The organism is Microbacterium sp. 22242 (assembly GCF_052045495.1).
Taxonomy (GTDB): domain Bacteria; phylum Actinomycetota; class Actinomycetes; order Actinomycetales; family Microbacteriaceae; genus Microbacterium.
Genome location: NZ_JBQEOZ010000002.1, coordinates 320,608 through 345,217 on the forward strand (window position 1 = coordinate 320,608; position 24,610 = coordinate 345,217).

The following is a 24,610-nucleotide window of genomic DNA, read 5'->3' on the forward strand; positions in this document are numbered from 1 at the left end:
TCGCGGCTCGGCCGACCGCAGCAGGCAGGCTTCCGCGCGAGCGTCCTACACCAGCGTCTGCTGCCACGCCGCGTGCAGCTGGGCGAACTTGCCCGTGCCCGCGATGAGGACGTCCGGGGCGTCGTCCTCGATGATCCGGCCGTGCTCCATCACCAGCACGCGGTCGGCGATCGCGACCGTCGACAGGCGGTGCGCGATGATGATCGCGGTCCGGTCGGCGAGCAGGGTCTGCAGCGCGTCCTGGATCAGGCGCTCCGAGGGGATGTCCAGGGAGGCGGTCGCCTCATCGAGGATCAGCACCGCGGGATCGGCGAGGAAGGCGCGCGCGAACGAGATCAGCTGGCGCTGCCCGGCCGAGACCCGGCCACCGCGCTTGTTCACGTCGGTGCCGTACCCGTCCGGGAGCCCCTCGATGAATTCGTCGGCGCCCACGGCCCTCGCCGCGGCCCGGATCTCCTCCATCGTCGCGTCGGGCTTGCCGAGCGCGATGTTGTCCGCGACGGTGCCGCTGAACAGGTACGCCTCCTGTGTGACCATCACGATCGCGCGACGGAGGTCCTTCGGGTGCAGATCGCGCAGGTCCACGCCGTCCAGGGTGACCTCGCCCGCGGTCGGGTCGTAGAACCGCGACACCAGCTTCGCGAGCGTGGACTTCCCCGCCCCCGTGGTGCCCACCAGTGCGATCGTCTGTCCGGCGGGGATGTCCAGGGAGAAGTCCGGGAGGATGATCCGCTCGGACGAGTACCCGAACTCGACGTCCTCGAAGCGCACGTGACCCTTCGCGTCCCACAGATCGACGGGTCTGACCGGGTCGGGCACCGTGGGCACCTCCTCGAGGACGCCCGACACCTTCTCCAGCGCTGCCGTCGCGGACTGGTAGGAGTTCAGGAACATCGCGATCTCCTGCATCGGCGCGAAGAAGTTGCGCACGTACAGCACCGCCGCCAGCAGGATGCCGACCTGGATCTGCCCGTCGGCCATCCGCACGCCGCCCCACACCACGACGACGCCGAGCGTGAGCGCGGCGACCGCCATGAGCCCGGGCTCGAACGTCCCGAACAGCAGCATCGAGCGGCGGTTCACGTCGCGGTACTCGCCCGCGACCTGCTGGAAGGACACGTCGTTGCGCGGCTCCTTGCGGAACGCCTTCACGGCGCGGATGCCGGTCATCGTCTCCACGAACTGCACGATCACCTTGGCGCTGATCACCCGGGACTCGCGGTAGACGCGCTGCGAGCGCGCGTAGAACCAGCGCATCAGGTACGCCAGCGGGATCCCGGCGAGCACGAGCACGACACCCGACTCCCAATCGACGAGCACGAGCGCGATGAACGTGAACAGTCCGTAGAGCAGGCCCGACACGAGCTGGTTCAGGCCGCCGTCCAGGAGCTCCCTGATCGAGTCGAGGTCGCTGGTCTGGCGCGAGATGATCCGGCCGGACGTGTAGCTCTCGTGGAACTCCAGGCTCAGCCGCTGGGTGTGCAGGAACATGCGCTTGCGCAGGTCGATCAGCACGGCCTGGGTGATGCGCGCGGTGAGCACCGCGTAGCAGCCGATGAGCGCGGATCCGAGGATCCCCACCACGAGGTACACGAGTCCCACGCCCACGGTCGGCATCCAGTCGGCGCGCTTCAGCACCGCCGGCAGCGCGGTGTTCAGGCCGTACGCGACGAGCGCGGGGCCCGCGACCTGGGCGGCCGTCGAGATCACCAGCACGAGCGCGGTGAGCGTGATCTGCACCCTGAGCGGGGCGACCAGGGATCCGAACAGCTTCAGGGAGCGGCGGCGGATCGCCCTGCTCTCCTCGCGGGTCAGATTGGAGCGGTCCTCGTCCTTGGTTCCCTGCGGGGTTCCGGCGACGCTCATGCCTGCACCTCCTCTGTCGTGGCATCGGTATCGCACTGGTCGTCCTGCCCGGGCGGGGTCCCTTCGACAGGCTCAGGGACCGGAGCTGCGTGCTCAGGGACCGGAGCTGCGGGCTCAGGGTCAGCGGCCGGGATCACGGGGATCGTCCCCGTGCGTGCGGCCTCCTCGGCCTCGAGGCTCGAGATCACGTGGCGGTAGTGCGCGCTCGTGCGCAGCAGCTCGGAGTGCGTGCCGACGGCGACGACACGGCCGCGCTGCAGCAGCGCGACGCGGTCCGCGAGCGCGACGGTCGACGGCCGGTGCGCGACGACCAGCGCCGTGGTCTCGGCGAGGACGTGGCGCAGGGCCTCCTCGACGAGCGCCTCGGTGTCGACGTCGAGCGCGGACAGCGGGTCGTCCAGCACGAGCACCTTCGGCTTCGCCGCGACCGCCCGTGCGAGCGCGAGCCGCTGCCGCTGTCCGCCGGACAGGCTCAGCCCCTCCTCGCCGATCATGGTCTCCGTGCCCTCGGGGAGCGTGTCGACGAAGCCCGCCTGGGCGACCTCGAGCGCCTCGCGCAGCACGCGCTCGGCCTCGGGGCTGTGCGGGTCGAGATCCGCTCTGCCCAGCAGCACGTTCTCGCGCACGGTCGCCGAGAACAGGGTCGCGTCCTCGAACGCCATGGCGATGTGCGTGCGCAGCTCGGCCAGACTCAGCTCGCGCACGTCCACGCCGTCGAGCACGACGCGGCCGCCGGTCACGTCGTAGAGCCGCGTGGGGAGCGTGGTGAGGGTGGTCTTGCCGGATCCGGTGATCCCGACCAGCGCCATCGTCTCGCCGGGACGCAGCGCCAGGTCGACGCCGTCGAGCAGATCGCGCTCGTGCGGGCGCGCGTCCTGGTAGCGGAAGTGCACGCCCTCGAACACCAGCGCGCCGCGCGGTTCCGGGATGGAGACCGGACGGGCGGGATCCGTGATCGTGTTCTGCGCATCGTAGATCTCGAACACCCGGTCGGTCGCGGTGCGCGCGTCGAGCAGGAACGAGAACAGGAATCCGATCGACTCGATCGGCCAGCGCAGCACCGTCGCCATCGCGAAGTAGGCGAAAAGCTCGGGCGCACTCAGTGCACCCTGGGCGATCAGCCAGATGCCGGCGACGAGGTTCAGCGCGAACGCGACCTCGGGCATGAACACCAGCCAGAACCAGATCCAGCCCACGGCCCTGGCCTTGCTCAGCTCGGTCTCGCGCAGCGACTCGGCCTGGTTGCTGAACTTCAGCAGTGCGTGCTTGCCGCGGCCGAACGCCTTCAGCACGCGGATGCCGTGCACGCTCTCCTCGACGCTCGTGGCGAGATCGCCGGCCTGGTCCTGGCTGCGGCGCGTGAGCACGCCGTAGCGCTTCTCGAAGAGGAACCCGGAGATCCACAGCGGCACGGCCGTGACCAGGAAGATGGTGCCGAGCAGCCAGTGCCAGCGGAACAGCAGGGCCGCGCCGATGATGATCGTGAGCAGATTGACGACGAGCAGCACCAGCCCGAAGGCGAGCCAGCGGCGGATCAGGCCGATGTCCTGCATCATCCGGCTGAGCAGCTGGCCGGACTGCCAGCGGTCGTGGAACGCGACAGGCAGCGTCTGCAACCGGGAGTAGAGCTGCGTGCGCATCGTGTACTCCACCTGCGTGGCGGGCTTGAGCACGAACTGACGACGCAGCCACACCATGACGGCCTCGCCCAGGGCGAGGACGGCGACGGCGATCGAACCCCAGACGATGGCGCCGATCTCGCCGGACGCGATCGGGCCTTCCAGCACGACCTGCAGCAGCAGAGGCACGCACAGCGCGATCACGGCGGCGGCGAGCGCCGACAGACCGCCGCCGACGAGGCGCCAGGCGACCGGCTTCACGAAGGGGGCCAGGCGCGCAAGGGCCCGCGGTGTCGAGAGAGGGGGGTTGGTGACGGACGAGGACGAGGATTCTTCAGGCATGATTCTCAGCGGTGACGTGTCGCGGCGGGGGATGGCAGGGGACGAGAAAGAGCGGATGCGATGCATCCGTGCGAACAGCGGCGGCCGGCTTCCGTCGGGAAGCCGCCGAGGAGGAGCCGGAGCGGGTCAGTCCTCGGCCGGAGCGAAGAGCGAACCGGCGACACTGATCGACGATGCAGTGATGATCGTGGGCATGATGGCCTCCTCGGTTCGGCAGCTGTCGTCCGGCTGGCGCGACAGCCCCCCAGCCTATGTCTGTGATCTTGCTGAACGCAAGCGCTTTCCGGAAACGATCTCAAGATCGTGGAAACTCGTCCGCGCGCCCGTGGCGCACGCGCGTTTCGCCGCTCTCTCCCTTCGAAGCCCCCTCTGCGCATCCGCGCCCCCTCCCGTTGCCGTTCACGGGAGGGGGCGCGGATGACAGGAGGGGGCGCGGATGCCGCCGACCCGGCGGACCGGCGGCGCTCAGGCCGCGATCGCGTGCGCGGCCTCCCGATCCAGCAGCCGGCGCTTGACCTCGACGCCCCAGGCGAAGCCGCCGAGGGAGCCGTCGGTGCGCAGCACCCGGTGGCACGGCACGAACAGGGCGGGGGCGTTGCGGGCGCAGATGGACGCGGCGGGTCGCACCGCTCCGGGCTTGCCGAGCGCCACCGCGAACTCGGTGTAGGTGAGCGGCTCGCCGGGCGTGATCCGCCGCAGCGCCGCCCAGCCGGCGCTCTGCAGCTCGGTGCCGTACTGCCGCACCTCGACCGCGTCGATCGCGGCGACGTCGCCCGCGTAGTAGGCGGCGACGGCGTCGGCGGCGGCCGTGCTGCCGGCGGAGATCTCGGCGGGGCGGTGCCGCTCGGGGAGACGGTTCACGATCTCCTCGTGATCGGCGGTCCATCCGGAGGCGAGGACGCGGTGCTGCGCGTCGGTCAGGATCGTGAACGGGCCGTCGGGCGTGCTGATGGTCTGGATGAGGGCGGTCATTGCGCACCTTCCTTGATCGAGGTCGTCGTGGTCGGGAGGTTCTTCGCGGCTCGGGCGGTTCTCGCGGGCCTGGGCGGCGTCGCGCGCCAGAGGTGGGCGGTGAGGTAGCTGCGCCAGGGCGAGGTCCGCGCGGCCCAGACGTCGAGCGGCGCGGCTTCGCCAGGAAGGGCGGCGGCCGCGGCGCCCGCACGGGCGGCGACGTCGGCGGGCAGGAACACGTCGGGATCGCCGAGCACGCGCATCCGCACGTAGTCGGCGGTCCACGGCCCGATCCCCGGCATCGCCAGCAGGGCCGCGCGCTGCGCCGCGCCGTCGTCGCCGAGCGTGAGCCGCAGCGATCCGTCGGCCAGCGCGGCGGCGGCCCCGGTGACCGCCCTGATCCGCGCCGCCGGTCCGCGCAGCACGTCGGCGCCGTGCTCCGCGATCGCCGCCATGGTCGGGAACAGGATCCCGCCGTCCGCGTGCGGGCCTGGCGGGAGGAGCGGCGCGTTCCCCGGGAGCGGCGGCGTCTCAGGCTGTCCTGACTCCTGCTGCTCGCGGAGAGCGCCGACGCGTTCCCCGAGCTCGTACGCGAGCAGGGTCAGCGCGGTGCGCGCGGCGGCGACCGTGATCTGCTGGCCGACCATCGCGCGGATCAGCATCTCGTGCGGATCCGCGGCGCCCGGCACCCGGATTCCCGGGGTGCGTGCGACGAGCGGCGCGAGCGGCGGGTGCGCCGAGAGGGCGGCGTCGACGGCCACCGGATCCGCGTCGAGGTCGAACAGACGGCGTGCGCGGGCAACGAGCGGGGCGAGATCGCCGAGCTGCGCGAGCCGGGCGCGCAGGTGCAGACGCTCCGCGTCGTCGAGCCGCAGCTCGAACCAGGCCGGTCCCCCGTCGAGCCGCAGGTGCCGGGAGAAGCTCCGTTCCCCCGCCTCCTCGACGCCCGGAAGCGCCCTGGCCCGCATCCAGGCGAACAGGCCCTGGGCATCGAACGGCCGGCGGTAGGGCAGCAGCAGCTCGATCTCGCCCGGAACGGTCGCGGCGGTCGTCGATCGATCCCGCCCGCGGCCGTGCCGGGTGGCGCGCAGTTCGCCCGGCGCGAGACCGAACACCTCGCGCACGGTGTCGTTGAACTGGCGCACGCTCGCGAAGCCCGCGGAGAACGCCACGTCGCCGATCGGCAGGTCGGTGCCGACGAGCAGCATGCGCGCGGTGTGCGCCCGGTGCGCCCTGGCGAGCGCGAGCGGGCCGGCGCCGAGTTCCGCGGCGAGCAGCCGGGTCAGGTGCCGGGAGGAGTAGCCCAGGCGCGCGGCGAGCCCCGGCACGCCCTCGCGCTCCACCACGCCGTCCGCGATCAGCCGCATCGCGCGCGCCGCGACGTCCCCGCGCAGGTTCCACTCGGGCGATCCGGGCGCGGCCTCGGGCAGGCAGCGCTTGCAGGCCCGGTAACCCGCCTCGTGCGCGGCGGCGCTGGTCGGGAAGAACGTCACGTTCTCCGGCTTGGGCGTGCGGGCGGGACAGCTCGGCCGGCAGTAGATGCCGGTCGAGCGCACCGCCGTCACGAACTGCCCGTCGAAGCGCGCGTCCCGCGCGTCGATCGCGCGATACCGCTCGTCGAAACCCATGGCGGGAAGGGTCGTTCCGGGGAAGTCCATGCCTCCACTCTGGCACGTCCGATTCCCGCCGTCTCGCGGAAATCGGACATCGCAGTGGCCCGTTCACCCCTCCGCGGATCCCGGGACGGATCCCGGGACGGGACGGGTCGGGCTCAGTGGAAGAAGTGGCGCTCCCCGGTGAAGAACATGGTCACGCCGGCCTTGCGAGCCGCGTCGACGACCTCGTCGTCGCGCACCGAGCCGCCGGGCTGCACGATCGCGGTCACGCCCGCGTCGATGAGCACCTGGGCGCCGTCCGCGAACGGGAAGAACGCGTCGGAGGAGGCGACGGATCCCGCCGCCCGGTCGCCGGCGCGCTCGACGGCGAGGCGGCACGAGTCGACGCGATTGACCTGGCCCATGCCGACGCCGACCGTGGCGTTGGCCTTGGCGAGGACGATCGCGTTGGACTTGACCGCACGGCACGCCTTCCACGCGAAGATGAGGTTCTCCATCTCGGCCGGGTCCTCGGGGCGCTCGCCCGAGACGAGCTCCCAGTTCTTCGCGACCGAGACGATGTCATCGGGGAACCGGTCCGCGTCCTGCAGCAGCAGGCCGCCGGAGACGAGGCGCACGTCCATCCGCTCCTGCTGCCAGTCGTCCGGCAGCTGCAGCAGCCGCAGGTTCTTCTTGGCCTTGAACACCTCGAGCGCGGCCGGCTCGAAGGCGGGCGCGACGATGACCTCGGTGAAGATGTCCTTCAGGTTCTCGGCCATCTTCAGCGTGACCGTGCCGTTCGCGGCGATGACGCCGCCGTACGCCGACACGGGATCGCACTCGTGCGCACGCAGGTGCGCGCTGGCGATGGGATCCAGGGCGTTCGGCGCGGTGGTCGCGATGCCGCAGGGGTTGGCGTGCTTGATGATCGCGACGGCCGGGTGCACCATGTCGTAGGCCGCGCGCAGGGCCGCGTCGGCGTCGACGTAGTTGTTGTACGACATCTCCTTGCCCTGCAGCTGCGTGGCCTGGGCGATGCCGTGCCCGCCGGCCCGCGTGTAGATCGCACCGCGCTGGTGCGAGTTCTCGCCGTAGCGCAGGGTCGACAGCCGCTCGGCCTGGATCGTGAGATGGGTCGGCAGGTCGCCCTCGTCGATGAGGGTGCCCTCGGCGAACCAGGACGCGACGGCCGCATCGTACGAGGCGGTGTGCGCGAAAGCGCGGGCGGCGAGCTCGCGGCGCTGCGCGAGGGTCGTGCCCCCCTCCGCGATCGCGTCGATGATGGCCGGGTACGAGTCCGGGGAGACGACGATCGCGACGTTGGCGTGATTCTTCGCGGCGGCGCGCACCATGGCGGGCCCGCCGATGTCGATCTGCTCGACCACGTCGTCGCCGACGGCCCCCGAGGCCACGGTCTCGACGAACGGGTACAGGTTGACCACGACGAGCTCGAAGGGCTCGATGCCGAGGTGCTCGAGCTGCCCTTCGTGGTCCTCCAGGCGCAGGTCCGCGAGGAGTCCGCCGTGGATGGCCGGGTGCAGCGTCTTCACGCGCCCGTCCAGCATCTCCGCGACACCGGTCACCGCGGCCACGTCGGTGACCTCGATGCCCGCGTCACGGATGGTCTGCGCGGTGGATCCCGTCGACACGATCTCGACGCCGTTGCCGGCGAGGGCCTGCGCGAGCGGCACCAGGCCGGACTTGTCGCTGACGGAGACCAGCGCGCGACGGACCCGCACCTCGTCTCGGGGGCGGTAGAGCGACGGATCGTGAGCGGGACCGGCCATCGGGGATTCCTTCCGGGAGGGGATTCAGTTCGGGTCGGGGCGCGCGGCGAGGTCGAGGTCTCCCTCGGCGATGCGGCGGACGACGTCGATCAGCAGGCGCCGTTCGACGGGCTTGATGCGCTCGTGCAGCGAGGTCTCGGTGTCGCCCGGGAGCACCGGGACGCGCTCCTGGGCGAGGATCGGTCCGCTGTCGACGCCGTCGTCGACCACGATCACGCTGGCTCCGGTCTCCGCGACCCCTGCCGCGAGCGCGTCGCGCACGCCGTGCGCACCGGGGAACTCGGGCAGGTACGCCGGGTGGGTGTTGATGATGCGGGGCGACCACGCCGCCACGACCTCGCGCGGCAGCAGCCGCATCAGCCCGCTGAGCACCACGAGCTCCGGGTTCCACACCCGCAGCTGCGCGTCGAGCTCGGCGCCCCACTCCTCACGGGTGTCGAAAGCGTCCCAGGGCACCACGAAGGAGGGGATCCCGTACGCCTCGGCGTGGGAGAGTCCGTCCGCCTCGCGATCAGCGCCGATGACGATGACGCGCGCCGGGAATCCGGGGTCGGCGGCCGCGTCGAGCAGGGCACGAAGATTCGAGCCGGTGCCCGAGATGAGAACGGCGACCGTCAGCACCCACACAGTCTAGCCGGGAGCGACCGGCCGCCCGTCGCCCGAGACGACCCGCGCGGACGGGCGATCGGGGCGCCGGTCAGAGCCGCTCGTCCCCGGTCGCCGCGTCCTCGAGAACGCCGTGCCGCCGCGGCGAGAGCATCAGGATCCCCGCCCCCACGAGCACCTCCAGCCCGAGCGCGAGTGCCACCGCTCCCGGCGCCGGCCCCGCATGCGCGAGCCGCCCGGGACCGAGCGACCCGGCGGACAGCGCGGCGAGCAGCGCCCCCGCCGCGGCCGAGAGGATCGCGATGCCGAGCACGACGGCGATCCGCGGCAGGATCCCCGGTTCCAGGCCCGCCGAGACCTGACGGGAGCGGATCAGCCAGCCGGCGAACGCCCCGGCCGCGACCGGCACGAGCACGACGATCAGGAACCACGGCGAGGCGTTGTCGGGCACGAGCCCCAGCATCGGGACGCCGGGGACCACGCCGAGGATCGTGCCCGCCGGGGACACGGCCGTCCCGGTGCCGATCGCGAAGCCGGGGCCCGCGATCCAGGCGAGCCCCCAGACGAGGAGCGTCGGCAGGTACGCCAGCTGCGCCAGGCCGACCACGGCGACACCCAGGGCGTCGGCGCGCAGCGACTCGAACAGCGCGACGACCTGTCCTCCGCGGGCGAGAGCCGCGATCGCGACCGCGAGCCCGGCCGCGCCGATCACGCCGGCGAGCGCGGCGGACGCCCCGCGGACGACGTCCCCCGGCACATGCGCCCAGTCCGGCCACCGGTCCAGCGCGTCCTGTACGCGGTCGACGACGCCGCCGTCGCCCTCGCTCCACGCGGTGGGGATCGCTCCGGCGAGCGCCCCGCAGAGGAACACCAGGGGCGGGAAGAGGATCGCGAGCGGCAGCGGGGTGGCGATCACGGAGAAGCGCCCGGTGAGCGCCGCCAGGGCCGAGACCACCGCGAAGACGACCGCGCCCGAGGCGACCCCGGCGATCCAGGACCCGGCGAGGGCCGCCCGACGCCCGGAGCGCGCCGCGAAGACCGCCGTGAACGCGAGCAGCAGCAGCGGGGGCACCGACAGCGCGAAGGTCGCCGCACTCGGCGCGATGCCGACCGCGCGCACCAGCGCGTCGGGCAGCGAGATCGCGAGGGGGACGCCGTGCCCGAACTGCCAGAGCGTCACGGCGGTCGGCCAGAGCGCACCCCAGTTCGCGGCCGTGCCGAAGGAGATCGCCCAGACCAGGGTGAGCGGGGCGAGCAGCACGACGAGGCCGATGGCCGCCGCGACGATCGCATCGACCGCCGCGAGGAGCACGATGAGGAGGCGTTGCATGACGAATCGAGCCTAAGTGCTCACCGCCGGGTGGCCCTGCGGGGCGCGCGGCGGAGGGTGCTCGCAAGGGGTACGGTTTTCCGCGGAGGTCTGCCCATGTCAACTGTCCCCCCGCCCACGGCCGACAAGGCCCCCGCCGAGCCGAAGAACGCGTTCGATCGCTTCTTCGAGATCACGAAACGCGGATCCACCGTCGGCGCCGAGGTCCGCGGCGGCGTCGTCACCTTCGTCACGATGGCCTACATCGTGATCCTCAATCCGGTCATCCTGTCCACGCCGAAGGACATCGCCGGAACGCATCTCGACTTCGCGCAGCTGAGCGCGGTGACCGGCCTCACCGCGGCCGTCATGACGATCCTGTTCGGCCTCATCGCCCGGCTGCCGTTCGCGTTCGCGGCGGGGCTGGGGATCAACGCGTTCCTCGCGTTCTCGGTCGTCGGCGAGGTCACCTGGCCCGAGGCCATGGGCCTCGTCGTGATCAACGGCCTCATCATCGTCGTGCTCAGCGCGACGGGCCTGCGGCGGATGATCTTCACCGCGGTGCCGATGCAGCTCAAGATCGCGATCACGGTCGGGATCGGCCTGTTCATCGCGTTCATCGGGTTCGTGAACGCCGGTTTCGTGACCTCCACGAAGACCGACTCGCCGCCCGTCGGGCTGGGCGTCGGCGGCTCGGTCGCGACGGTCCCCACCCTGATCTTCGTGATCACGCTGCTGCTGATCGCGATCCTGGTCGCGCTGCGGGTCAAGGGCGGGATCCTGATCGGCCTGGTGGCCGGCACCGTGGTCGCGGTGATCGTCGAGGCGATCTGGCATCTCGGGCCGAAGCTGGACGGCGACAAGGTCCACCCCGGGGGCTGGGGGCTGACCGCGCCGACCCTGCCGAAGAACCCCCTCGCGATCCCCGACCTGTCCCTGATCGGTCACGTCGACCTGGTCGGCGCCTTCGGCCGGATCGGGGTCGTCGCGGCCCTCATGCTGGTGTTCACCCTGGTGTTCACGAACTTCTTCGACGCCATGGGAACCATGACCGGCCTGTCCAAGGAGGCCGGCCTGGCCGACGACAACGGCGAGTTCCCGCGGCTGCGCTCGGCGCTGATCGTCGAGGGCGTCGGCGCGGTGGCCGGTGGGCTCACCTCCGGATCCTCGAACACCGTGTTCATCGAGTCCGGCGCGGGCATCGGCGAGGGCGCGCGCACCGGGCTCGCGAACCTGGTGACCGGCGCGCTGTTCCTCGTCGCCATGTTCTTCACCCCGCTGGTGTCGATCGTGCCGACCGAGGTCGCCGCGGCCGCTCTGGTGATCGTGGGGGCGCTCATGATGAGCCAGATCCGGCACATCGACCTCACCGACTTCTCGGCGCTGCTCCCCGTGTTCGTCACGGTCTCGGTGATGCCGATGACCTACTCGATCGCGAACGGCATCGGGGCGGGCTTCGTGAGCTGGGTCGTGGTGCGCGCCTTCTCCGGCAGGATCCGCGAGATCAGCCCGCTGCTCTGGATCGTCACGCTGGGCTTCGTGATCTACTTCGTCCGCGGGCCGATCCAGGCGCTGCTGCCGCACTGACCGGCTCGCCGTCGTCGAGACCCCCTCGCCGGTCCCCTTGCGGGGCGGCCGCGAGGGGGTCTCTCCCTGTGCAGGGACGGTTCCGCGCGATCTCAGAGCGGGAGCGGCACCCCGGGCTCCGGCACGCGGAGCCGGTCGCCGAGCCCCGCGTAGCCGAACTCCCGGATCAGGCGGTCGCGCGTCTCGGAGAAGTGGTGCCAGCCCTCCGCATGCACGGGCACGATCGCCGCGTCGCCCAGCTCCCGGGCGGCGGCCACGGCGGTGCGCGCGTTCAGGGTGAGGTCGGAATCACCGAAGCGGCCCACGTTCGCCGCTCCCGCGAACAGCACGGCGATGTCGATCCGCCCGATCCGCCCGGCGATCTCGGCCACGAGCTCGACCGAGGCGTTGTCGCCCGAGACGTAGACGACCGGCTGCTCCGGCGCGGCGAGCACGAACCCGGTCACGGTGCCGGACAGCTCCTCGGCCCCCTCCGGCCCGTGCAGCGCCGGCACGGCGGTCACCTCGACCGCGCCGATCCGGTGGGTCTGCCAGGGCGCGAGCCCGGTCACGCCGTCGATCCGCGCCGCGGCCTCGGGGGTGGACAGCACGGCACCGGCCAGGGGCAGGAACGCACGGCCGGACCGGTCGAGGTTGTCGGCGTGCTGATCGTGCGAGAGCAGCACCGCGTCGATCGCCCCCACCGCGCCGACGGGGAGCGCGGGACCGGTGAGCTTGTGCAGCGGGATCGCCCCCTCGTACGTGCGGGGCTGGTCGAAGGTGGGGTCGGTCAGCAGTCGCGCACCCGCGTATTCGATGATCGCGGTCGGTCCGCCGACGAGGGTCAGGGTGATGGTGTGCTCGGTCATGGGTCCATCGTTTCGCGATCGGCTCCGTCACGGCAGTGGCCTCGATGACACCTTTCGATAAGATCGGGCCATGCGCACCGCCGCCGTCCTCGCCTTCCCCGGGATCAGCCCCTTCCATCTGTCCGTCCCGCTCATGGTGTTCGGCGGAGTGGGCGTCCGGTCGGTCGAGGCGGCCTACCGCACCGTCACCGTCGCCGAGCGACCGGGGCCGGTGCGCACCGCCGCCGGGCTCGAGCTCATCGTCCCGGACGGGCTCGACGCACTCGCGACCGCGGACCTGGTGGTGATCCCGAGCTGGGACACGGAGGTGACGCCGAGCCCGGCGCTCCTCGACGCCGTGCGTACCGCGCACGCCCGAGGGGCGCGGATCCTCGGGCTCTGCCTGGGCGCGTTCGTGGTCGCGGAGAGCGGCATCGCCCGCGGGCGGGAGATCTCCACGCACTGGTCGGCGGGGCTGGAACTCGCTCGCCGTCATCCCGATCTCACGGTGCGCTGCGAGGCGCTGTGGACGGATCTCGGGGATGTGGTCACCTCGGCGGGGGTGGCCGCGGCGCTGGACTGCTGCCTGCACATCGTCCGCACCGAGCAGGGAAGCGCCGTCGCCGCCGACCTGGCCCGCTCCCTGGTCATGGCGCCGCACCGGGAGGGATCCCAGGCGCAGTTCCTGTCCCGCCCGCTCGCCGCGGATGCGGACGGCGACGAGATCGACCGGGCGATCGCCTGGGCCCTGCAGCGCCTCGCGGAGCCGAGCCCGATCGACGCCTGGGCCGGCGCCGTGCACCTCTCCCGGCGCACGTTCACCCGGCGCTTCCGCGATCGCACCGGCACGAGCCCGGGCGACTGGCTGCTGCAGCGCCGGCTGGACGAGGCGCGGCGACTGCTGGAGACCACGGCTCTGCCGATCGAGACGGTCGCCGCACGGACGGGGTTCGGCGCTGCCGTGACCCTGCGCCACCACTTCCGCGCCCGATTCGGCACCACGCCCGGCGCTCACCGGCGTGCGTTCGCTGATCCCGCGTGAGCCCGGGGACGACGAAGGGCTCCGGACACAGCCCGGAGCCCTTCGCGAAGCGGGATGCTTACAGGGCGGCGTAGACCTCGCGCAGCAGCGCGGCGGTCTCGGACGGCGTCTTGCCGACCTTGACCCCGGCGGCCTCGAGGGCCTCCTTCTTCGCCTGCGCGGTGCCCGCGGAGCCGGAGACGATGGCGCCGGCGTGGCCCATGGTCTTGCCCTCGGGGGCGGTGAAGCCGGCGACGTAGCCGACGACCGGCTTGGTGACGTTGGCCTTGATGAACTCGGCCGCGCGCTCCTCGGCGTCGCCGCCGATCTCGCCGATCATCACGATCGCCTTGGTCTCCGGGTCGGCCTCGAACGCGGCGAGCGCGTCGATGTGCGTGGTACCGATGACCGGGTCGCCGCCGATGCCGATCGCGGTGGAGAAGCCCAGGTCGCGCAGCTCGAACATCATCTGGTAGGTCAGGGTGCCCGACTTCGACACGAGCCCGATCGGGCCCTTGCCGGTGATGTTCGCCGGGGTGATGCCCGCGAGCGCCTCGCCCGGGGTGATGATGCCGGGGCAGTTCGGGCCGATGATGCGGGTCTTGTTGCCCTTCTCGGTGGCGTACGCCCAGGCCTCGGCCGAGTCGCCGACCGGCACGCCCTCGGTGATGACCACGAGCAGCGGGATCTCGCTATCGATGGCCTCGATCATCGCGTCCTTCGTGAACGCGGGCGGCACGAAGGCGACCGACGCGTTGGCACCGGTCTTCTCGATGGCCTCGGCGACGGATCCGAACACCGGCAGCTCGACGGCGTTGCCGTCCTTGTCGGTGTGCGAGACGGTGGTGCCGGCCTTGCGCGCGTTCACGCCGCCGACGACGTTCGTGCCCGCCTTCAGCATGAGGGCGGTGTGCTTGGTGCCCTCGCCGCCGGTGATGCCCTGGACGATGACCTTGGAGTCCTTGTTGAGGTAGATCGACATGTTGCTAGTCCTTGTCTCGTCGAAAGGTCAGGCGTTCGCCAGCTCGGCGGCCTTGTCGGCGCCCTCGTCCATGGTGGCGGCGAGCGTGACGAGCGGGTGGTTCGCGGCGGCGAGGATCGCGCGGCCCTCCTCGACCTGGTTGCCGTCGAGGCGCACCACGAGCGGCTTGGTGGCCGCGTCGCCCAGGATCTCGAGAGCCTTGACGATGCCCTCGGCCACGGCCACGCAGCTGGTGATGCCGCCGAAGACGTTCACGAAGACGCTCTTGACCTGCTCGTCGTTCAGGATGACGTCGAGGCCGGAGGCCATGACCTGCGCGTTCGCGCCGCCGCCGATGTCCAGGAAGTTGGCGGGCTTCACGCCGCCGTGGTTCTCGCCCGCGTAGGCGACCACGTCGAGGGTCGACATGACCAGGCCCGCGCCGTTGCCGATGATGCCCACCTGGCCGTCGAGCTTGACGTAGTTCAGGCCGGACTCCTTGGCCTTGGCCTCGAGCGGGTTCTCGGTCGCCTTGTCCGCGAGCTCCTCGTGCTCGGGGTGGCGCACCTCGCTGGCGTTGTCGTCGAGAGTGACCTTGCCGTCGAGGGCGATGATGTCGCCCTCCTCGGTCTGCACGAGCGGGTTGACCTCGACCAGGGTCGCGTCCTCGCCCTTGTAGACCTCGAACAGCTTCACGAAGACGTCGGCCACCTTCGGGGCGAGCTCGTCGTCGAAGTTCGCAGCCTTGGCGATCTCGAGCGCCTTGGCGGCGTCGATGCCGGTGAGCGGGTTGACCTCGACCCGGGCGAGCGCCTCGGGCTTCTCGACGGCGAGCTGCTCGATCTCCATGCCGCCCTCGACCGAGGCGAGGCTCAGGTACGAGCGGTTGGAGCGGTCCAGCAGCACGGAGAAGTAGAACTCGCGGGCGATGCGGGCACCGGCGGCGACCATGACGCGCTTGACGACGTGGCCCTTGATGTCGAGCCCGAGGATCGCCTTCGCGGCCTCGTACGCCTCGTCGGGGTTCTTCGCGACCTTCACACCGCCGGCCTTGCCGCGGCCTCCGGTCTTGACCTGCGCCTTGACGACGACCACGCCGCCGAGCTTCTCGGCCGCTGCCTTCACCTCCTCGGGGGTGTCGGCGACGATGCCGGCGAGGACCGGCACTCCGTACTTCTCGAAAAGGTCTCGTGCCTGGTACTCGTAGAGGTCCACGTGCAGTCCTTCGCTGGTTGCGACGAATGGGACGCGACAGGAAATGCTGTCGGGTGTCGATGTGATTCGACCCGGTCAACCAGCCTACTACCGCGAAAACACGCTTCCTGACCGCTTCCCGCGGCGCACGCCGGCGTTCCCCGTCATACACGGGGCCCGGGGAACTAGGCTCTCCTGCTATGACCGAGCACGCCGACGTGTCCCCCGCTCGCACCGCTGTGGTGCGCGCTGCGCTCGAGCTGTTCTCGGCCCAGGGATTCGATGCGACCTCGGTCGAGCAGATCGCCCGGGCCGCAGGCATCTCCCGTTCCACCTTCTTCCGCCAGTTCGGGGGCAAGGACGATGTCGTCTTCGCCGACCACGAGGAGCTCCTCGACGGCCTGCGCCGCTACCTGGACCGTCCGCACGCCAACCCGTGGACGGCGGTGTGCGACGCGTCGGTGATGGTGTTCCGCTCCTTCGCGGCCGATCCCGAGATGGCACGGCTGCGCTATCAGGTGGTGCGCGACGTGCCGACCCTGCGCGACCGGGAGATCGTCACGGTGTTCCGCTACGAGCGGCTGTTCGACGAGTACCTGCGCCGGTCCATGCCGGATCTGGACCCGCTGGACGCGGTCGGGTTCGCGGCGCTCGTGACCGCCGTGCACAATCACGTGCTGCGCCGGCTGCTGCGCGGGTCCCGCACCTCGGCCGCTTCCCTGCGGCGAGCGCTGGACGACGTGCTGCGCCGTTACGGCGTGCACCCGGAAGCCGTCGCGGATCCCGGCCCGGACGCCATGGTCGTCGCGGTCTTCCCGCGCTCGATGCCGATGGCCGAGATCACCCGCAGGCTGCGCGAAGACCTGGCCTGATCCGTCGGGCCGTCGGCCCAGGGGGCACGGCGGAGAAGTCCGTCCGCGGCACGCTTCGCGTCGTGGTTTGGCGGTACGCTGTCTCATGAACTCTGAGACTCAGTCTCACTCGTGCCCGGATGGAGACCCCCATGAGCGATGACGCCCCCTTCCCCGGCGAAGCGGTCGCCTCCTACGACGTGCTGAGCCGGCTCGGCAGCGACTACTACGAGGTCTTCTCGGACATCCCCGCCGAGGATCGCGCGCACTGGGAGCGCGCGCAGGCCTACGTCGACGAGGTCGGGCCGATGATGCGCGACGCGTGGGACCGCGCCGAATACCCGCTCGCGGCCGCCCGGCGGATGGGTGAGCTGGACCTGGTCGTCGACGGCATCGACCACCCTGCGCTCACCCGGATGAGCCCGCTCGCCGCGGGCCTGGTGAACATGGAGATCTCCCGCGGCGACGGGTCCCTCGGCACGGTCCTGGCCGTGCAGGGCGGTCTCGCGCTGCGCTCGCTCGCGCTGTTCGGCAGCGCGGCGCAGCAGGAGCGCTGGCTCGTGCCGCTCGCCGACGGCTCCGTGCTCGGATCCTTCGCGCTCACCGAGCCGGATCACGGATCCGATTCGGTCTCGCTCGAGACCGTGGCGCGACGCGACGGCGACGCGTGGGTGATCCGCGGCACGAAGAAATGGATCGGCAACGGCGCGTCCGGCGGGATCACGTTCGTGTGGGCGCGCGTCGACGACGAGGGCGCCGAGGAGCACGGGTCGGTGCGCTGCTTCCTCGTGGAGCAGGAGACCCCCGGCTACCGGGGCACGGTCATCACCGGCAAGGTCTCGCTGCGCGGGATCCACCAGGCGCACATCCGCCTCGACGACGTGCGCGTGCCGCTGGATGCCGTGCTGCCCGGCGCGAAGAGCTTCAAGGACGCGTCGACCGTGCTGTACGCCACCCGCTCCGGCGTGGCCTGGTCGGCGCTCGGGCACGCCACCGCCTGCTACGAGGCCGCGCTGTCGTACGCGCAGCAGCGGGTGCAGTTCGGCAGGCCGCTCGCGAAGTTCCAGATGGTGCAGGAGCGCCTGACGCACATGCTCGAGGACCTCACGGCGATGCAGCTGTACTGCCGCTGCATGGCCGACATGGACACGGCGGGGACGCTGCGGCCCGCGCAGGCCTCACTCGCCAAGTTCCACAACACGCGCGCCGCCCGCCGGATCGCGTCGAGCGCGCGCGACCTGCTCGGCGGCAACGGGATCCTGCTGGAGAACGGCGTGATGCAGCACCTGGCCGACATCGAGGCCATCCACACCTACGAGGGCACCGAGAGCGTGCAGGCCCTGCTGATCGGCCGTGACATCACCGGGATGAGCGCGTTCGTCTGAGCCCATCCCGGCGTCGCCGAGCGATGCGGATCAGTCGCAGCCGCAGCGGCCCGCGGCGTTGCGCACCATGAAGCACACCTCGCACACGCCGTAGTCGCGGTCCTCGCGCACGGTGGCCCTGGGCGCCCTGGGCTCGGCCTTCGGCTTCGCCGCTGCACGGGTCCCGCTCGCGCGCTTCGCCGCGGCCGGGACATCGGGCAGCTCGCTCGGGTGGGTGACGTAGAAATAGGGCTCGCGGCCCTCGCTCGGCTGCAGCGGCAGCGTGCGCCCTGCGACGACGACCTGCTCGTCCTCGGCGAAGCCGTTCGTGTAGGTCTTGCCGATGTGCAGGGATGCGCCGTCGCCGCGACGGATCGCCTCGATGTAGCGGCCGCGGTCGATGTAGCTGCTGATGCCGACGGCCTCGACGACGGCGCCGATGAAGTCGTGGTTCACGGGGTCGATCCGGTGGGCGCGCAGCGCCTCCGCGAGGGACTTGTAGGGACGGGAATTGCCGGTCGGGGTGGGACCTTGGACTTCATTCATGTTGCCTCAAGGATCCCACGTTCTGCTCGGTGCGACCTGCGTGCGTGCGAGACTGGCGACATGCCTCGCGCCACCGTCATCGGAAGCGGGCCGAACGGGCTCGCCGCCGCCGTCTCCCTCGCCCGCGCCGGGTACGCGGTCGAGGTGCTCGAGGCGGCGGAGACGATCGGCGGCGGGGTGCGCAGCGCCGCCTCGACCCTGCCCGGCTTCGTGCACGACGTGTGCTCGGCGATCCATCCGGCGGCGTATTCCTCGTCGTTCTTCCGCGCGTTCGGAGCGGACCGGATCAACTGGATCGTCCCCGAGGCGGCCTACGCGCACCCGCTCGACGGCGGGCGGGCCGGCATCGCCTGGCACGACCTCGAGCGCACCGCGGACCGGCTCGGGCCGGACGCCCGCGCCTGGCGCGCCCTGCTGCGTCCGCTGAGCTCGCACCTCGGCGGGCTGCAGGACTTCACCGGCGGCTCCCTGCTGCGGATCCCGCGGGATCCGGTCACCGCGGTCCGCTACGGTCTGCGCGTGCTCGAGCAGGGGTCGGCGATGGCCGCGCGGACGTTCCGCACGGCCGAGGCGGCCGGGCTCACCGCCGGGGTCGTCGCCCACGCCAACAGCGCCCTCCCCTCGCTCAGCGCCGCGGCGGCCGGTCTGCTGCTGATGGCGCAGGCGCACGCGGGCGGCTGGGCGTTCCCGCGCGGGGGCGCGCAGCGGATCGCCGACGCGCTCGTCGACGATCTCCGCGCGCACGGCGGATCCGTCCGCACCGGCTCGAGGATCACCGACCTGTCCGCGCTGGACTGGGGCGACCCCGGACGAGGCGACCTGCTGCTGCTGAACTCCTCGCCGCGCCTCGCCCTGACGCTGCGCGACGTCCCGCCTCGGTACGCCCGCGCGATCCGCACGTACCGCTACGGCGCCGCGGCGGCGAAGGTGGACTTCGCGCTGGACGGCCCCGTCCCGTGGGCGAATCCGGAGGTCGCGCTCGCACCGACGGTGCACGTGGGAGGCACCAGGGAGGAGATCTGGGCGAGCGAGAACGCGGTCGCGCAGGGGCGGCTCTCCGACCGGCCCTACGTTCTGGCGGCGCAGCCCTCGGTGCTCGACGACACCCGAGCGCCGGCGGGCAAGCAGTCGCTGTGGGCGTACATCCACGCCCCGGCGGACTCCGAGGTCGACGCGACCGAGCTGATCGTCCGCCAGATCGAGCGCTTCGCCCCGGGATTCCGGGACCGGATCCTGGCCACGCACGCGGTCACCCCGCGCGAACGGGCGCGCATCAACCCGTCCGAGATCGGCGGGGACATCTTCGGCGGCGCCTTCACGATGCGGCAGGCCGTGGTGCGGCCCGTGCTCTCGCGCACCCCGTGGCGCACGCCCATGCCGGGCGTGTACCTCGCCTCCGCGGCCACCCCGCCGGGGCCCGGCGTGAACGGCATGGCCGGCTGGCATGCCGCGCGCACGGCGCTCGCCGACGCCGGCGAGCGCGTCGGGCTGGAAGACCTGTTCGGATCCTGACCTGAGATCGGCCGGGGCGAGACGGAACCGCCCCGTGACCGGCAGGATGGACCCATGCGCTACGAGATCCCCGCGCCGATGCTCGCGAAGGCGATGCCGGCCGTGCCCGACCCGGCGAAGTTCCCCGGCGGTCTGCTGTACGAGCCGAAGTGGGACGGCTTCCGCGGGCTCATCTCCTGGGACGGCGAGACGGTCGAGATCGGCTCGCGCGGCGCCAAGCCGCTGACCCGGTACTTCCCCGAGCTCGTCGACGCGATCCCCCGCCTGCTGCCGCGCCCGTGCCTGCTCGACGGCGAGATCGTCGTCGCCACGGGTCCCGAAGGGTCGCAGAAGCTGAACTGGGAGGCCCTCAGCCAGCGGATCCACCCGGCGGCCTCACGGGTGCAGAAGCTGTCGGTGGAGACCCCGGCGATGTTCATCGCGTTCGACCTGCTCGCCGAGGGCGACGAGGATCTGCAGGCGCTCCCGTTCGGCGATCGGCGGGCCCGGCTGGAGCGGCTGCTCGCCGAGGTGCCGCACCCGCTGCACCTCACCCGGACCACGACGGATCCCGGGCTCGCCCGGCGCTGGCTGGCCGAGTTCGAGGGCGCGGGGCTCGACGGCGTCGTCGCCAAGCCCCTCGACCAGCCGTACGCGCCGAACAAGCGCACGCTGTTCAAGGTCAAGCACGCGCGCACGGCCGACGTCGTCGCGCTCGGCTACCGGATCCACAAAAGCGGGTCCGGGGTCGGGTCGCTGCTGGTCGGGCTGTACGACGAGGACGGCGTGCTGAGGTCGGTCGGCGGGGTCGCCGCGTGGAGCGACGCCATGCGGCAGCAGCTCGTCGAGGATCTCGCGCCGCTCGTGGAGCGGGACGAGTCGGGCGCGGCCGTCACCGGCGAGGGCGAGCGCTCGCGGTTCAGCGGCAGCAAGGACACCTCGTTCGTGCGGCTGCGTCCCGAGCGCGTGCTCGAGGTGCGCTACGACCAGCTGGAGGGCGGACGGTTCCGGCACACCGTGCAGTTCGAACGCTGGCGGGACGACCGCGAGGCGCGCTCCTGCACCTACGACCAGCTGGAGGCCGTCACCGGCTACGACCTCGCCGACGTCATCGACTGACGCCGGCTCTTCGCCTGGCCCCGCTCGTCCAGAGACGGAAATGCGGCTGCCTCACGCGGCGTCAGGAGATCGGGTCGCCGTTCTCGTCCCAGTTCGCCGCGACCTTCTTGCTGGGCTGCACGCGCGGGGGCTCCCCCGGCATCTTGGGGAACTCGGGCGGGAACGGCATCTCCCCGAGCCCGTTCTCCACGTCCCGGTCCCACCAGGTCAGCAGCGTGTCGATGCGGCCCGGGTTCTCCTGCATCCGCGCCCACGGATCGCCCTGATCGGCGAGACGCTGCGGCACGGTGCGGACCGTGAACCGGGCCGGATCCACCTCGTCCAGCTCCTCCCACTCGATCGGCGTCGAGACGGAGGCGCCGGGAAGGGCGCGCGGGCTGTACGCGCCCGCCATCGTGCGGTCGCGGTTGGCCTGGTTGAAGTCGACGAAGATCCGCTCGCCGCGCTCCTCCTTCCACCACGCGGTGGTGACCCGGTCCGGCATCCGCCGCTCCAGCTCCCGCCCTGCCGCGATCACCGCGTGCCGGACGACGAGGAACTCCCACTCCGGCACGATCGGGCAGAACACGTGCAGCCCGCGGTTTCCGCTCGTCTTGATGTACGCCTCCAGGCCCGCCTCGCGGAGCACCGTGCGCAGCTCGTTCGCGGCGGGGATCGCCTCGGCGATCCCCGTGCCGGGCTGCGGATCGAGGTCGATGCGCAGCTCGACCGGATTGTCGGTGTCGGCCGCGAGCGAGGCCCAGGGGTGGAAGACCACGGTGTTCATCTGCACGGCCCAGACGATCGCCGCGGCCTCGGTGAGCACGATCTGCGGATGCTTGCGCCCGCTGTTGTACGTGCACATCACGCTCTGCACGAAGTCCGGCGTGCCCTTCGGCGGGTTCTTCGAGAAGAAGCTCTCGCCGCCGATCCCGTCCCGGTAGCGCTCCAGCGAGACGGGCCGGTCGCCGGTGGAGGTGAGGAACGGCACCGACACGGTCTGCGCGTACTCGGCGAGCTCGGCCTTCGTGATCGGCCCTCCGGGCGCCGCCGGCCAGACCTCGCGGTTCGGGTTGGACAGGTCGAGCGTGCGCTCGCCGTCGGGCCCGGGGACGGTCAGCGTGATGCGCTCGGATGCCATGTCTCGACCCTAGGGCGGAGCGCCGACAGCGCGCCAGGGTGGGCGCTACGCTCGCCCCGCCGCGACGCGCCGCGCCGCGCCGCGAGAAACCATATCCAGCATGAGACTGCACATCCGTGGACCGGTCTCATGCTGGATGTGGTTTCTCGCGCCCTGCGACGCGGCGTCGTGCGGCGCTCAGCGCAGCACGCGCTCGGCCTCGGCGCGGACCTCGGCCGCGATCGCGTCCAGCAGCGCGGAGCGCAGGTTCCACTGCTGCCAGAACAGCGGCACGGTCGTCTCCGCCTCGTCGAGGCGCACCAGCCGGCCCGCGGCGAGCGCAGCCTCCGCCTGCAGGACGGGCAGCATGGCCCAGCCGAGGCCGAGTTCGACCGCCGCCGCGAAGTCGGCCGAGGCGGGGACGTAGTGGCGTGGCACCGTCCACGAGTCCACGCCCTGCGCGCGCAGCCAGTCGTGCTGCAGCAGGTCGCGCCGGTCGAAGTCCACGAACGGAGCGACGGCGAGCGCCTTCGCCGTGACGCCCTCGGGGAACCAGCGGCGCACGACGTCCGGAGTCGCCACGGCGACGTAGCGCAGCACGCCGAGCGGTTCGACCCGGCAGCCGCCGACGGGTTCGGCCTCGCTCGTCACGGCGGCCATCACGGCGCCGGATTCGAGCAGCCGCGCGGTGAAGGCCTGGTCATCGCGGTGCAGGTCGAACTCGACGTCGTGCTGTCGTGCGAGCCGTGCCAGCGGCGGCAGGAACCAGGTCGCCATCGAGTCCGCGTTGACACCGAGCGGGATCCGGATCCGCACCCCCTCGCCCTCCCCCGCCAGCCCGAATCCGGCCACGGCGTCCCGTTCCAGGAGCGCGACCTGACGGCCGAACCGCGCGACCGCCTCGCCTGCCTCCGTGGCACGCACCGGCTTGCTGCGCACGAGCAGGATCCGGCCGAGCTGCTGCTCCAGGGTCTTGACGCGCTGGCTCACCGCCGAGGGCGTGAGGAGCAGCCGTCGCGCGGCCAAGTCGAAGCTGCCCTCGTCCAGGACGACGGCCACCGTCCGCGCGAAATCCGGATCCATCTGCACATGAGCAATACTAATGTGGTATTAGGAATCTTCGCTGGTGCTGAAGATGAGCGCCCGCCTATCCTCGATCCATGCTCACCCTGCTGGCCGGCCTCGGCCTCATGTTCTCGCTCATCATCGCCGTGGGCGCGCAGAACGTGTACGTGCTGCGCCAGGGCCTGCGCCGCGAGCACGTGCTGCCCGTGGTGCTGATCTGCGCCGCGTCCGACGCCGTGCTCGTGCTCGCCGGAACGGCCGGACTCGGCTACCTGGTGAAGTCGCTGCCCTGGCTCATCGTGGTGGCGCGGTGGGCCGGCGCGATCTCGCTGGTGCTCTACGGCATCCTCGCCGCGCGCCGGGCGTGGAAGTCCGAGGGCGAGGCGCTGAGCGCGGATCCCGCGGCGGATCCCGGCGCGCCGGTGGCGACGGACGCTCTGGGCGGCTCCCCCGGCACGACCGCGACCCTCACCCGCAGCGCCGCACCGCTCGCGCCGGTGCTCCTGGCGGCCCTCGCCTTCACCTGGCTCAACCCGAACGTGTACCTCGACACGGTGCTGCTCATCGGCTCGATCTCCGCGACGCACGGCGACGGTCGCTGGCTGTTCGCCGCGGGGGCGATCCTGGCGAGCGTGATCTGGTTCTTCGCACTGGGGTTCGGTGCGCGCCACCTCGGCCGCTGGCTGCGCACGCCGCGCGCGTGGCGGATCCTGGACACCGCGATCGCCGTGCTGCTCGTCGTGATGGGCGTGAGCCTGGTGCTGCCCGTGCTCGTCGGCTGAGCGGGCGTCATCGGAACAGCGCGACGATCGCCGCCAGGCGCTCCTCCTCCAGCGCAGGGTCGAGGCGCCCCGACATGGCCAGCCGGGCGACGCCGTGCAGCAGGCTCCACAACAGCTCGGCCCGCACGACGCGGTCGAGACCGTCGCCGGCCTGCTCGCCTCCGGTTCCGGCGGATGCGGCCCGCAGGAAGGGCGCGAACGCGTCCCGCAACGGCGGCGGCGTCGCCTCGGATGCGAAGACGATCGCGGTGCGCGCCTCGAACATCGCCTGGTACAGGGCAGGGTGGGCCCGCGCGAAGGCGAGATAGGCGTCCACCAGATGGGCGAGCGGATCGTCGTCGGCGGCCGGGTCGGCGAGGGTTGCGCCCATCGCGCGGAAGCCGTCGATCATCACCTCTTCGACGATCTCGTCGCGGCCGCGCGGGAAGCAGCGGTACAGGATCGGCTGGCTGAAGCCGATCTCGCCGGCGAGCCGGCGCACCGTGACCGCCGGCCAGCCCTCCTCCTCCGCGACCCGGCGCGCCGCCTCGACGATGGCGCGGGAACGGGCAGCGGTGTCGGTGCGACGAGGTGTTGACGAGCTCATACTCCGATGTTAGCATCGCTAACTGTTAGCATCGCTAACCCG

The 24,610-nt window shown here is 71.8% G+C and carries 21 protein-coding genes; 7 read left to right on the forward strand and 14 right to left on the reverse strand.

Annotated elements, in window-relative coordinates:
* Positions 1-45 precede the first annotated feature (45 nt).
* The 7 genes from ACTJJZ_RS03185 to ACTJJZ_RS03215 all read right to left on the reverse strand — a co-directional run bounded on the left by ACTJJZ_RS03185 (position 46) and on the right by ACTJJZ_RS03215 (position 10,096).
* The gene (locus ACTJJZ_RS03185; protein WP_440719714.1) at positions 46-1,866 is read right to left on the reverse strand and encodes an ABC transporter ATP-binding protein; all 1,821 of its coding nucleotides are present in this window, start codon (positions 1,864-1,866) and stop codon (positions 46-48) included.
* Entirely contained in the window at positions 1,863-3,827 is a 1,965-nt protein-coding gene (locus tag ACTJJZ_RS03190) for an ABC transporter ATP-binding protein (protein ID WP_440719715.1), read from the reverse strand. The genes ACTJJZ_RS03185 and ACTJJZ_RS03190 overlap by 4 nt, the downstream gene beginning before the upstream one ends.
* 465 nt (positions 3,828-4,292) lie before the next feature.
* Complete coding sequence (locus tag ACTJJZ_RS03195) at positions 4,293-4,799, reverse strand: methylated-DNA--[protein]-cysteine S-methyltransferase (protein ID WP_440719716.1); 507 nt, start codon at positions 4,797-4,799, stop codon at positions 4,293-4,295.
* The gene (locus ACTJJZ_RS03200) at positions 4,796-6,436 is read right to left on the reverse strand and encodes a DNA-3-methyladenine glycosylase 2 family protein (protein WP_440719717.1); all 1,641 of its coding nucleotides are present in this window, start codon (positions 6,434-6,436) and stop codon (positions 4,796-4,798) included. The genes ACTJJZ_RS03195 and ACTJJZ_RS03200 overlap by 4 nt, the downstream gene beginning before the upstream one ends.
* Before the next feature lie 113 nt (positions 6,437-6,549).
* On the reverse strand, positions 6,550-8,160 hold the full coding sequence (gene purH, locus ACTJJZ_RS03205; RefSeq protein WP_440719718.1) for a bifunctional phosphoribosylaminoimidazolecarboxamide formyltransferase/IMP cyclohydrolase: 1,611 nt from the start codon (positions 8,158-8,160) through the stop codon (positions 6,550-6,552).
* Between the two features lie 24 nt (positions 8,161-8,184).
* A complete protein-coding gene (gene purN / locus ACTJJZ_RS03210; RefSeq protein ID WP_440719719.1) occupies positions 8,185-8,781 on the reverse strand; it encodes a phosphoribosylglycinamide formyltransferase in 597 nt (198 codons plus the stop codon).
* Between the two features lie 76 nt (positions 8,782-8,857).
* Positions 8,858-10,096 carry a cell division protein PerM gene (locus ACTJJZ_RS03215; RefSeq protein ID WP_440719720.1) on the reverse strand — a complete coding sequence of 413 codons (1,239 nt, stop codon included), beginning with the start codon at positions 10,094-10,096 and terminating at the stop codon, positions 8,858-8,860.
* A gap of 96 nt (positions 10,097-10,192) precedes the next feature.
* On the opposite strand from ACTJJZ_RS03215, the gene ACTJJZ_RS03220 reads away from it, so the two are divergent.
* On the forward strand, positions 10,193-11,662 hold the full coding sequence (locus ACTJJZ_RS03220) for an NCS2 family permease (RefSeq protein WP_440719721.1): 1,470 nt from the start codon (positions 10,193-10,195) through the stop codon (positions 11,660-11,662).
* 92 nt (positions 11,663-11,754) lie between these two features.
* Here ACTJJZ_RS03220 and ACTJJZ_RS03225 read toward each other — a convergent pair whose 3' ends face one another.
* Positions 11,755-12,510 (reverse strand): MBL fold metallo-hydrolase, encoded by a 756-nt coding sequence (locus tag ACTJJZ_RS03225; protein WP_440719722.1) that lies wholly within the window; start codon positions 12,508-12,510, stop codon positions 11,755-11,757.
* Positions 12,511-12,580: 70 nt separating this feature from the next.
* Here ACTJJZ_RS03225 and ACTJJZ_RS03230 point away from each other — a divergent pair, with 70 nt between their 5' ends.
* Positions 12,581-13,531, forward strand: coding sequence for a GlxA family transcriptional regulator (locus ACTJJZ_RS03230; protein ID WP_440719723.1), 951 nt, complete (start codon positions 12,581-12,583; stop codon positions 13,529-13,531).
* A gap of 58 nt (positions 13,532-13,589) precedes the next feature.
* On the opposite strand, the gene sucD is transcribed toward ACTJJZ_RS03230, so the two are convergent.
* Both sucD and sucC read right to left on the reverse strand, forming a co-directional pair.
* Positions 13,590-14,492: a succinate--CoA ligase subunit alpha gene (sucD, locus tag ACTJJZ_RS03235; protein ID WP_440719724.1), complete on the reverse strand. Its 903-nt coding sequence runs from the start codon at positions 14,490-14,492 to the stop codon at positions 13,590-13,592.
* A gap of 27 nt (positions 14,493-14,519) precedes the next feature.
* Complete coding sequence (sucC, locus tag ACTJJZ_RS03240) at positions 14,520-15,686, reverse strand: ADP-forming succinate--CoA ligase subunit beta (protein ID WP_440719725.1); 1,167 nt, start codon at positions 15,684-15,686, stop codon at positions 14,520-14,522.
* A 179-nt stretch (positions 15,687-15,865) separates the two neighbouring features.
* On the opposite strand from sucC, the gene ACTJJZ_RS03245 reads away from it, so the two are divergent.
* Complete coding sequence (locus tag ACTJJZ_RS03245; RefSeq protein WP_440719726.1) at positions 15,866-16,537, forward strand: TetR family transcriptional regulator; 672 nt, start codon at positions 15,866-15,868, stop codon at positions 16,535-16,537.
* A gap of 131 nt (positions 16,538-16,668) precedes the next feature.
* Positions 16,669-17,901 carry an acyl-CoA dehydrogenase family protein gene (locus ACTJJZ_RS03250; protein WP_440719727.1) on the forward strand — a complete coding sequence of 411 codons (1,233 nt, stop codon included), beginning with the start codon at positions 16,669-16,671 and terminating at the stop codon, positions 17,899-17,901.
* Between the two features lie 30 nt (positions 17,902-17,931).
* Here ACTJJZ_RS03250 and ACTJJZ_RS03255 read toward each other — a convergent pair whose 3' ends face one another.
* Positions 17,932-18,426, reverse strand: coding sequence for a hypothetical protein (locus tag ACTJJZ_RS03255; RefSeq protein WP_440719728.1), 495 nt, complete (start codon positions 18,424-18,426; stop codon positions 17,932-17,934).
* A gap of 60 nt (positions 18,427-18,486) precedes the next feature.
* Here ACTJJZ_RS03255 and ACTJJZ_RS03260 point away from each other — a divergent pair, with 60 nt between their 5' ends.
* Both ACTJJZ_RS03260 and ACTJJZ_RS03265 read left to right on the forward strand, forming a co-directional pair.
* Positions 18,487-19,938 (forward strand): phytoene desaturase family protein, encoded by a 1,452-nt coding sequence (locus tag ACTJJZ_RS03260; RefSeq protein WP_440719729.1) that lies wholly within the window; start codon positions 18,487-18,489, stop codon positions 19,936-19,938.
* Between the two features lie 54 nt (positions 19,939-19,992).
* Positions 19,993-21,036 (forward strand): ATP-dependent DNA ligase, encoded by a 1,044-nt coding sequence (locus tag ACTJJZ_RS03265; RefSeq protein ID WP_440719730.1) that lies wholly within the window; start codon positions 19,993-19,995, stop codon positions 21,034-21,036.
* 61 nt (positions 21,037-21,097) lie between these two features.
* Here ACTJJZ_RS03265 and ligD read toward each other — a convergent pair whose 3' ends face one another.
* Together ligD and ACTJJZ_RS03275 are read right to left on the reverse strand one after the other, a co-directional pair.
* Positions 21,098-22,156: a non-homologous end-joining DNA ligase gene (gene ligD, locus ACTJJZ_RS03270; RefSeq protein WP_440719731.1), complete on the reverse strand. Its 1,059-nt coding sequence runs from the start codon at positions 22,154-22,156 to the stop codon at positions 21,098-21,100.
* 177 nt (positions 22,157-22,333) lie between these two features.
* Entirely contained in the window at positions 22,334-23,224 is an 891-nt protein-coding gene (locus ACTJJZ_RS03275; protein WP_440719732.1) for a LysR family transcriptional regulator ArgP, read from the reverse strand.
* 71 nt (positions 23,225-23,295) lie between these two features.
* Between ACTJJZ_RS03275 and ACTJJZ_RS03280 the strand changes: the two genes are divergently transcribed.
* The gene (locus ACTJJZ_RS03280) at positions 23,296-23,982 is read left to right on the forward strand and encodes a LysE/ArgO family amino acid transporter (RefSeq protein WP_440719733.1); all 687 of its coding nucleotides are present in this window, start codon (positions 23,296-23,298) and stop codon (positions 23,980-23,982) included.
* A gap of 7 nt (positions 23,983-23,989) precedes the next feature.
* Here ACTJJZ_RS03280 and ACTJJZ_RS03285 read toward each other — a convergent pair whose 3' ends face one another.
* The gene (locus ACTJJZ_RS03285; protein WP_440719734.1) at positions 23,990-24,568 is read right to left on the reverse strand and encodes a TetR/AcrR family transcriptional regulator; all 579 of its coding nucleotides are present in this window, start codon (positions 24,566-24,568) and stop codon (positions 23,990-23,992) included.
* Between the last annotated feature and the right edge of the window lie 42 nt (positions 24,569-24,610).

Excerpts from the sequence above, each read along its gene's own strand:
- ACTJJZ_RS03185 (WP_440719714.1), bottom strand. The coding sequence starts at position 1,866 with ATGAGCGTCGCCGGAACCCCGCAGGGAACCAAGGACGAGGACCGCTCC.
- ACTJJZ_RS03190 (WP_440719715.1), bottom strand. The coding sequence starts at position 3,827 with ATGCCTGAAGAATCCTCGTCCTCGTCCGTCACCAACCCCCCTCTCTCG.
- ACTJJZ_RS03195 (WP_440719716.1), bottom strand. The coding sequence starts at position 4,799 with ATGACCGCCCTCATCCAGACCATCAGCACGCCCGACGGCCCGTTCACG.
- ACTJJZ_RS03200 (WP_440719717.1), bottom strand. The coding sequence starts at position 6,436 with ATGGACTTCCCCGGAACGACCCTTCCCGCCATGGGTTTCGACGAGCGG.
- purH (WP_440719718.1), bottom strand. The coding sequence starts at position 8,160 with ATGGCCGGTCCCGCTCACGATCCGTCGCTCTACCGCCCCCGAGACGAG.
- ACTJJZ_RS03215 (WP_440719720.1), bottom strand. The coding sequence starts at position 10,096 with ATGCAACGCCTCCTCATCGTGCTCCTCGCGGCGGTCGATGCGATCGTC.
- ACTJJZ_RS03220 (WP_440719721.1), top strand. The coding sequence starts at position 10,193 with ATGTCAACTGTCCCCCCGCCCACGGCCGACAAGGCCCCCGCCGAGCCG.
- ACTJJZ_RS03225 (WP_440719722.1), bottom strand. The coding sequence starts at position 12,510 with ATGACCGAGCACACCATCACCCTGACCCTCGTCGGCGGACCGACCGCG.
- ACTJJZ_RS03230 (WP_440719723.1), top strand. The coding sequence starts at position 12,581 with ATGCGCACCGCCGCCGTCCTCGCCTTCCCCGGGATCAGCCCCTTCCAT.
- sucD (WP_440719724.1), bottom strand. The coding sequence starts at position 14,492 with ATGTCGATCTACCTCAACAAGGACTCCAAGGTCATCGTCCAGGGCATC.
- ACTJJZ_RS03245 (WP_440719726.1), top strand. The coding sequence starts at position 15,866 with ATGACCGAGCACGCCGACGTGTCCCCCGCTCGCACCGCTGTGGTGCGC.
- ACTJJZ_RS03250 (WP_440719727.1), top strand. The coding sequence starts at position 16,669 with ATGAGCGATGACGCCCCCTTCCCCGGCGAAGCGGTCGCCTCCTACGAC.
- ACTJJZ_RS03255 (WP_440719728.1), bottom strand. The coding sequence starts at position 18,426 with ATGAATGAAGTCCAAGGTCCCACCCCGACCGGCAATTCCCGTCCCTAC.
- ACTJJZ_RS03260 (WP_440719729.1), top strand. The coding sequence starts at position 18,487 with ATGCCTCGCGCCACCGTCATCGGAAGCGGGCCGAACGGGCTCGCCGCC.
- ACTJJZ_RS03265 (WP_440719730.1), top strand. The coding sequence starts at position 19,993 with ATGCGCTACGAGATCCCCGCGCCGATGCTCGCGAAGGCGATGCCGGCC.
- ligD (WP_440719731.1), bottom strand. The coding sequence starts at position 22,156 with ATGGCATCCGAGCGCATCACGCTGACCGTCCCCGGGCCCGACGGCGAG.
- ACTJJZ_RS03280 (WP_440719733.1), top strand. The coding sequence starts at position 23,296 with ATGCTCACCCTGCTGGCCGGCCTCGGCCTCATGTTCTCGCTCATCATC.
- ACTJJZ_RS03285 (WP_440719734.1), bottom strand. The coding sequence starts at position 24,568 with ATGAGCTCGTCAACACCTCGTCGCACCGACACCGCTGCCCGTTCCCGC.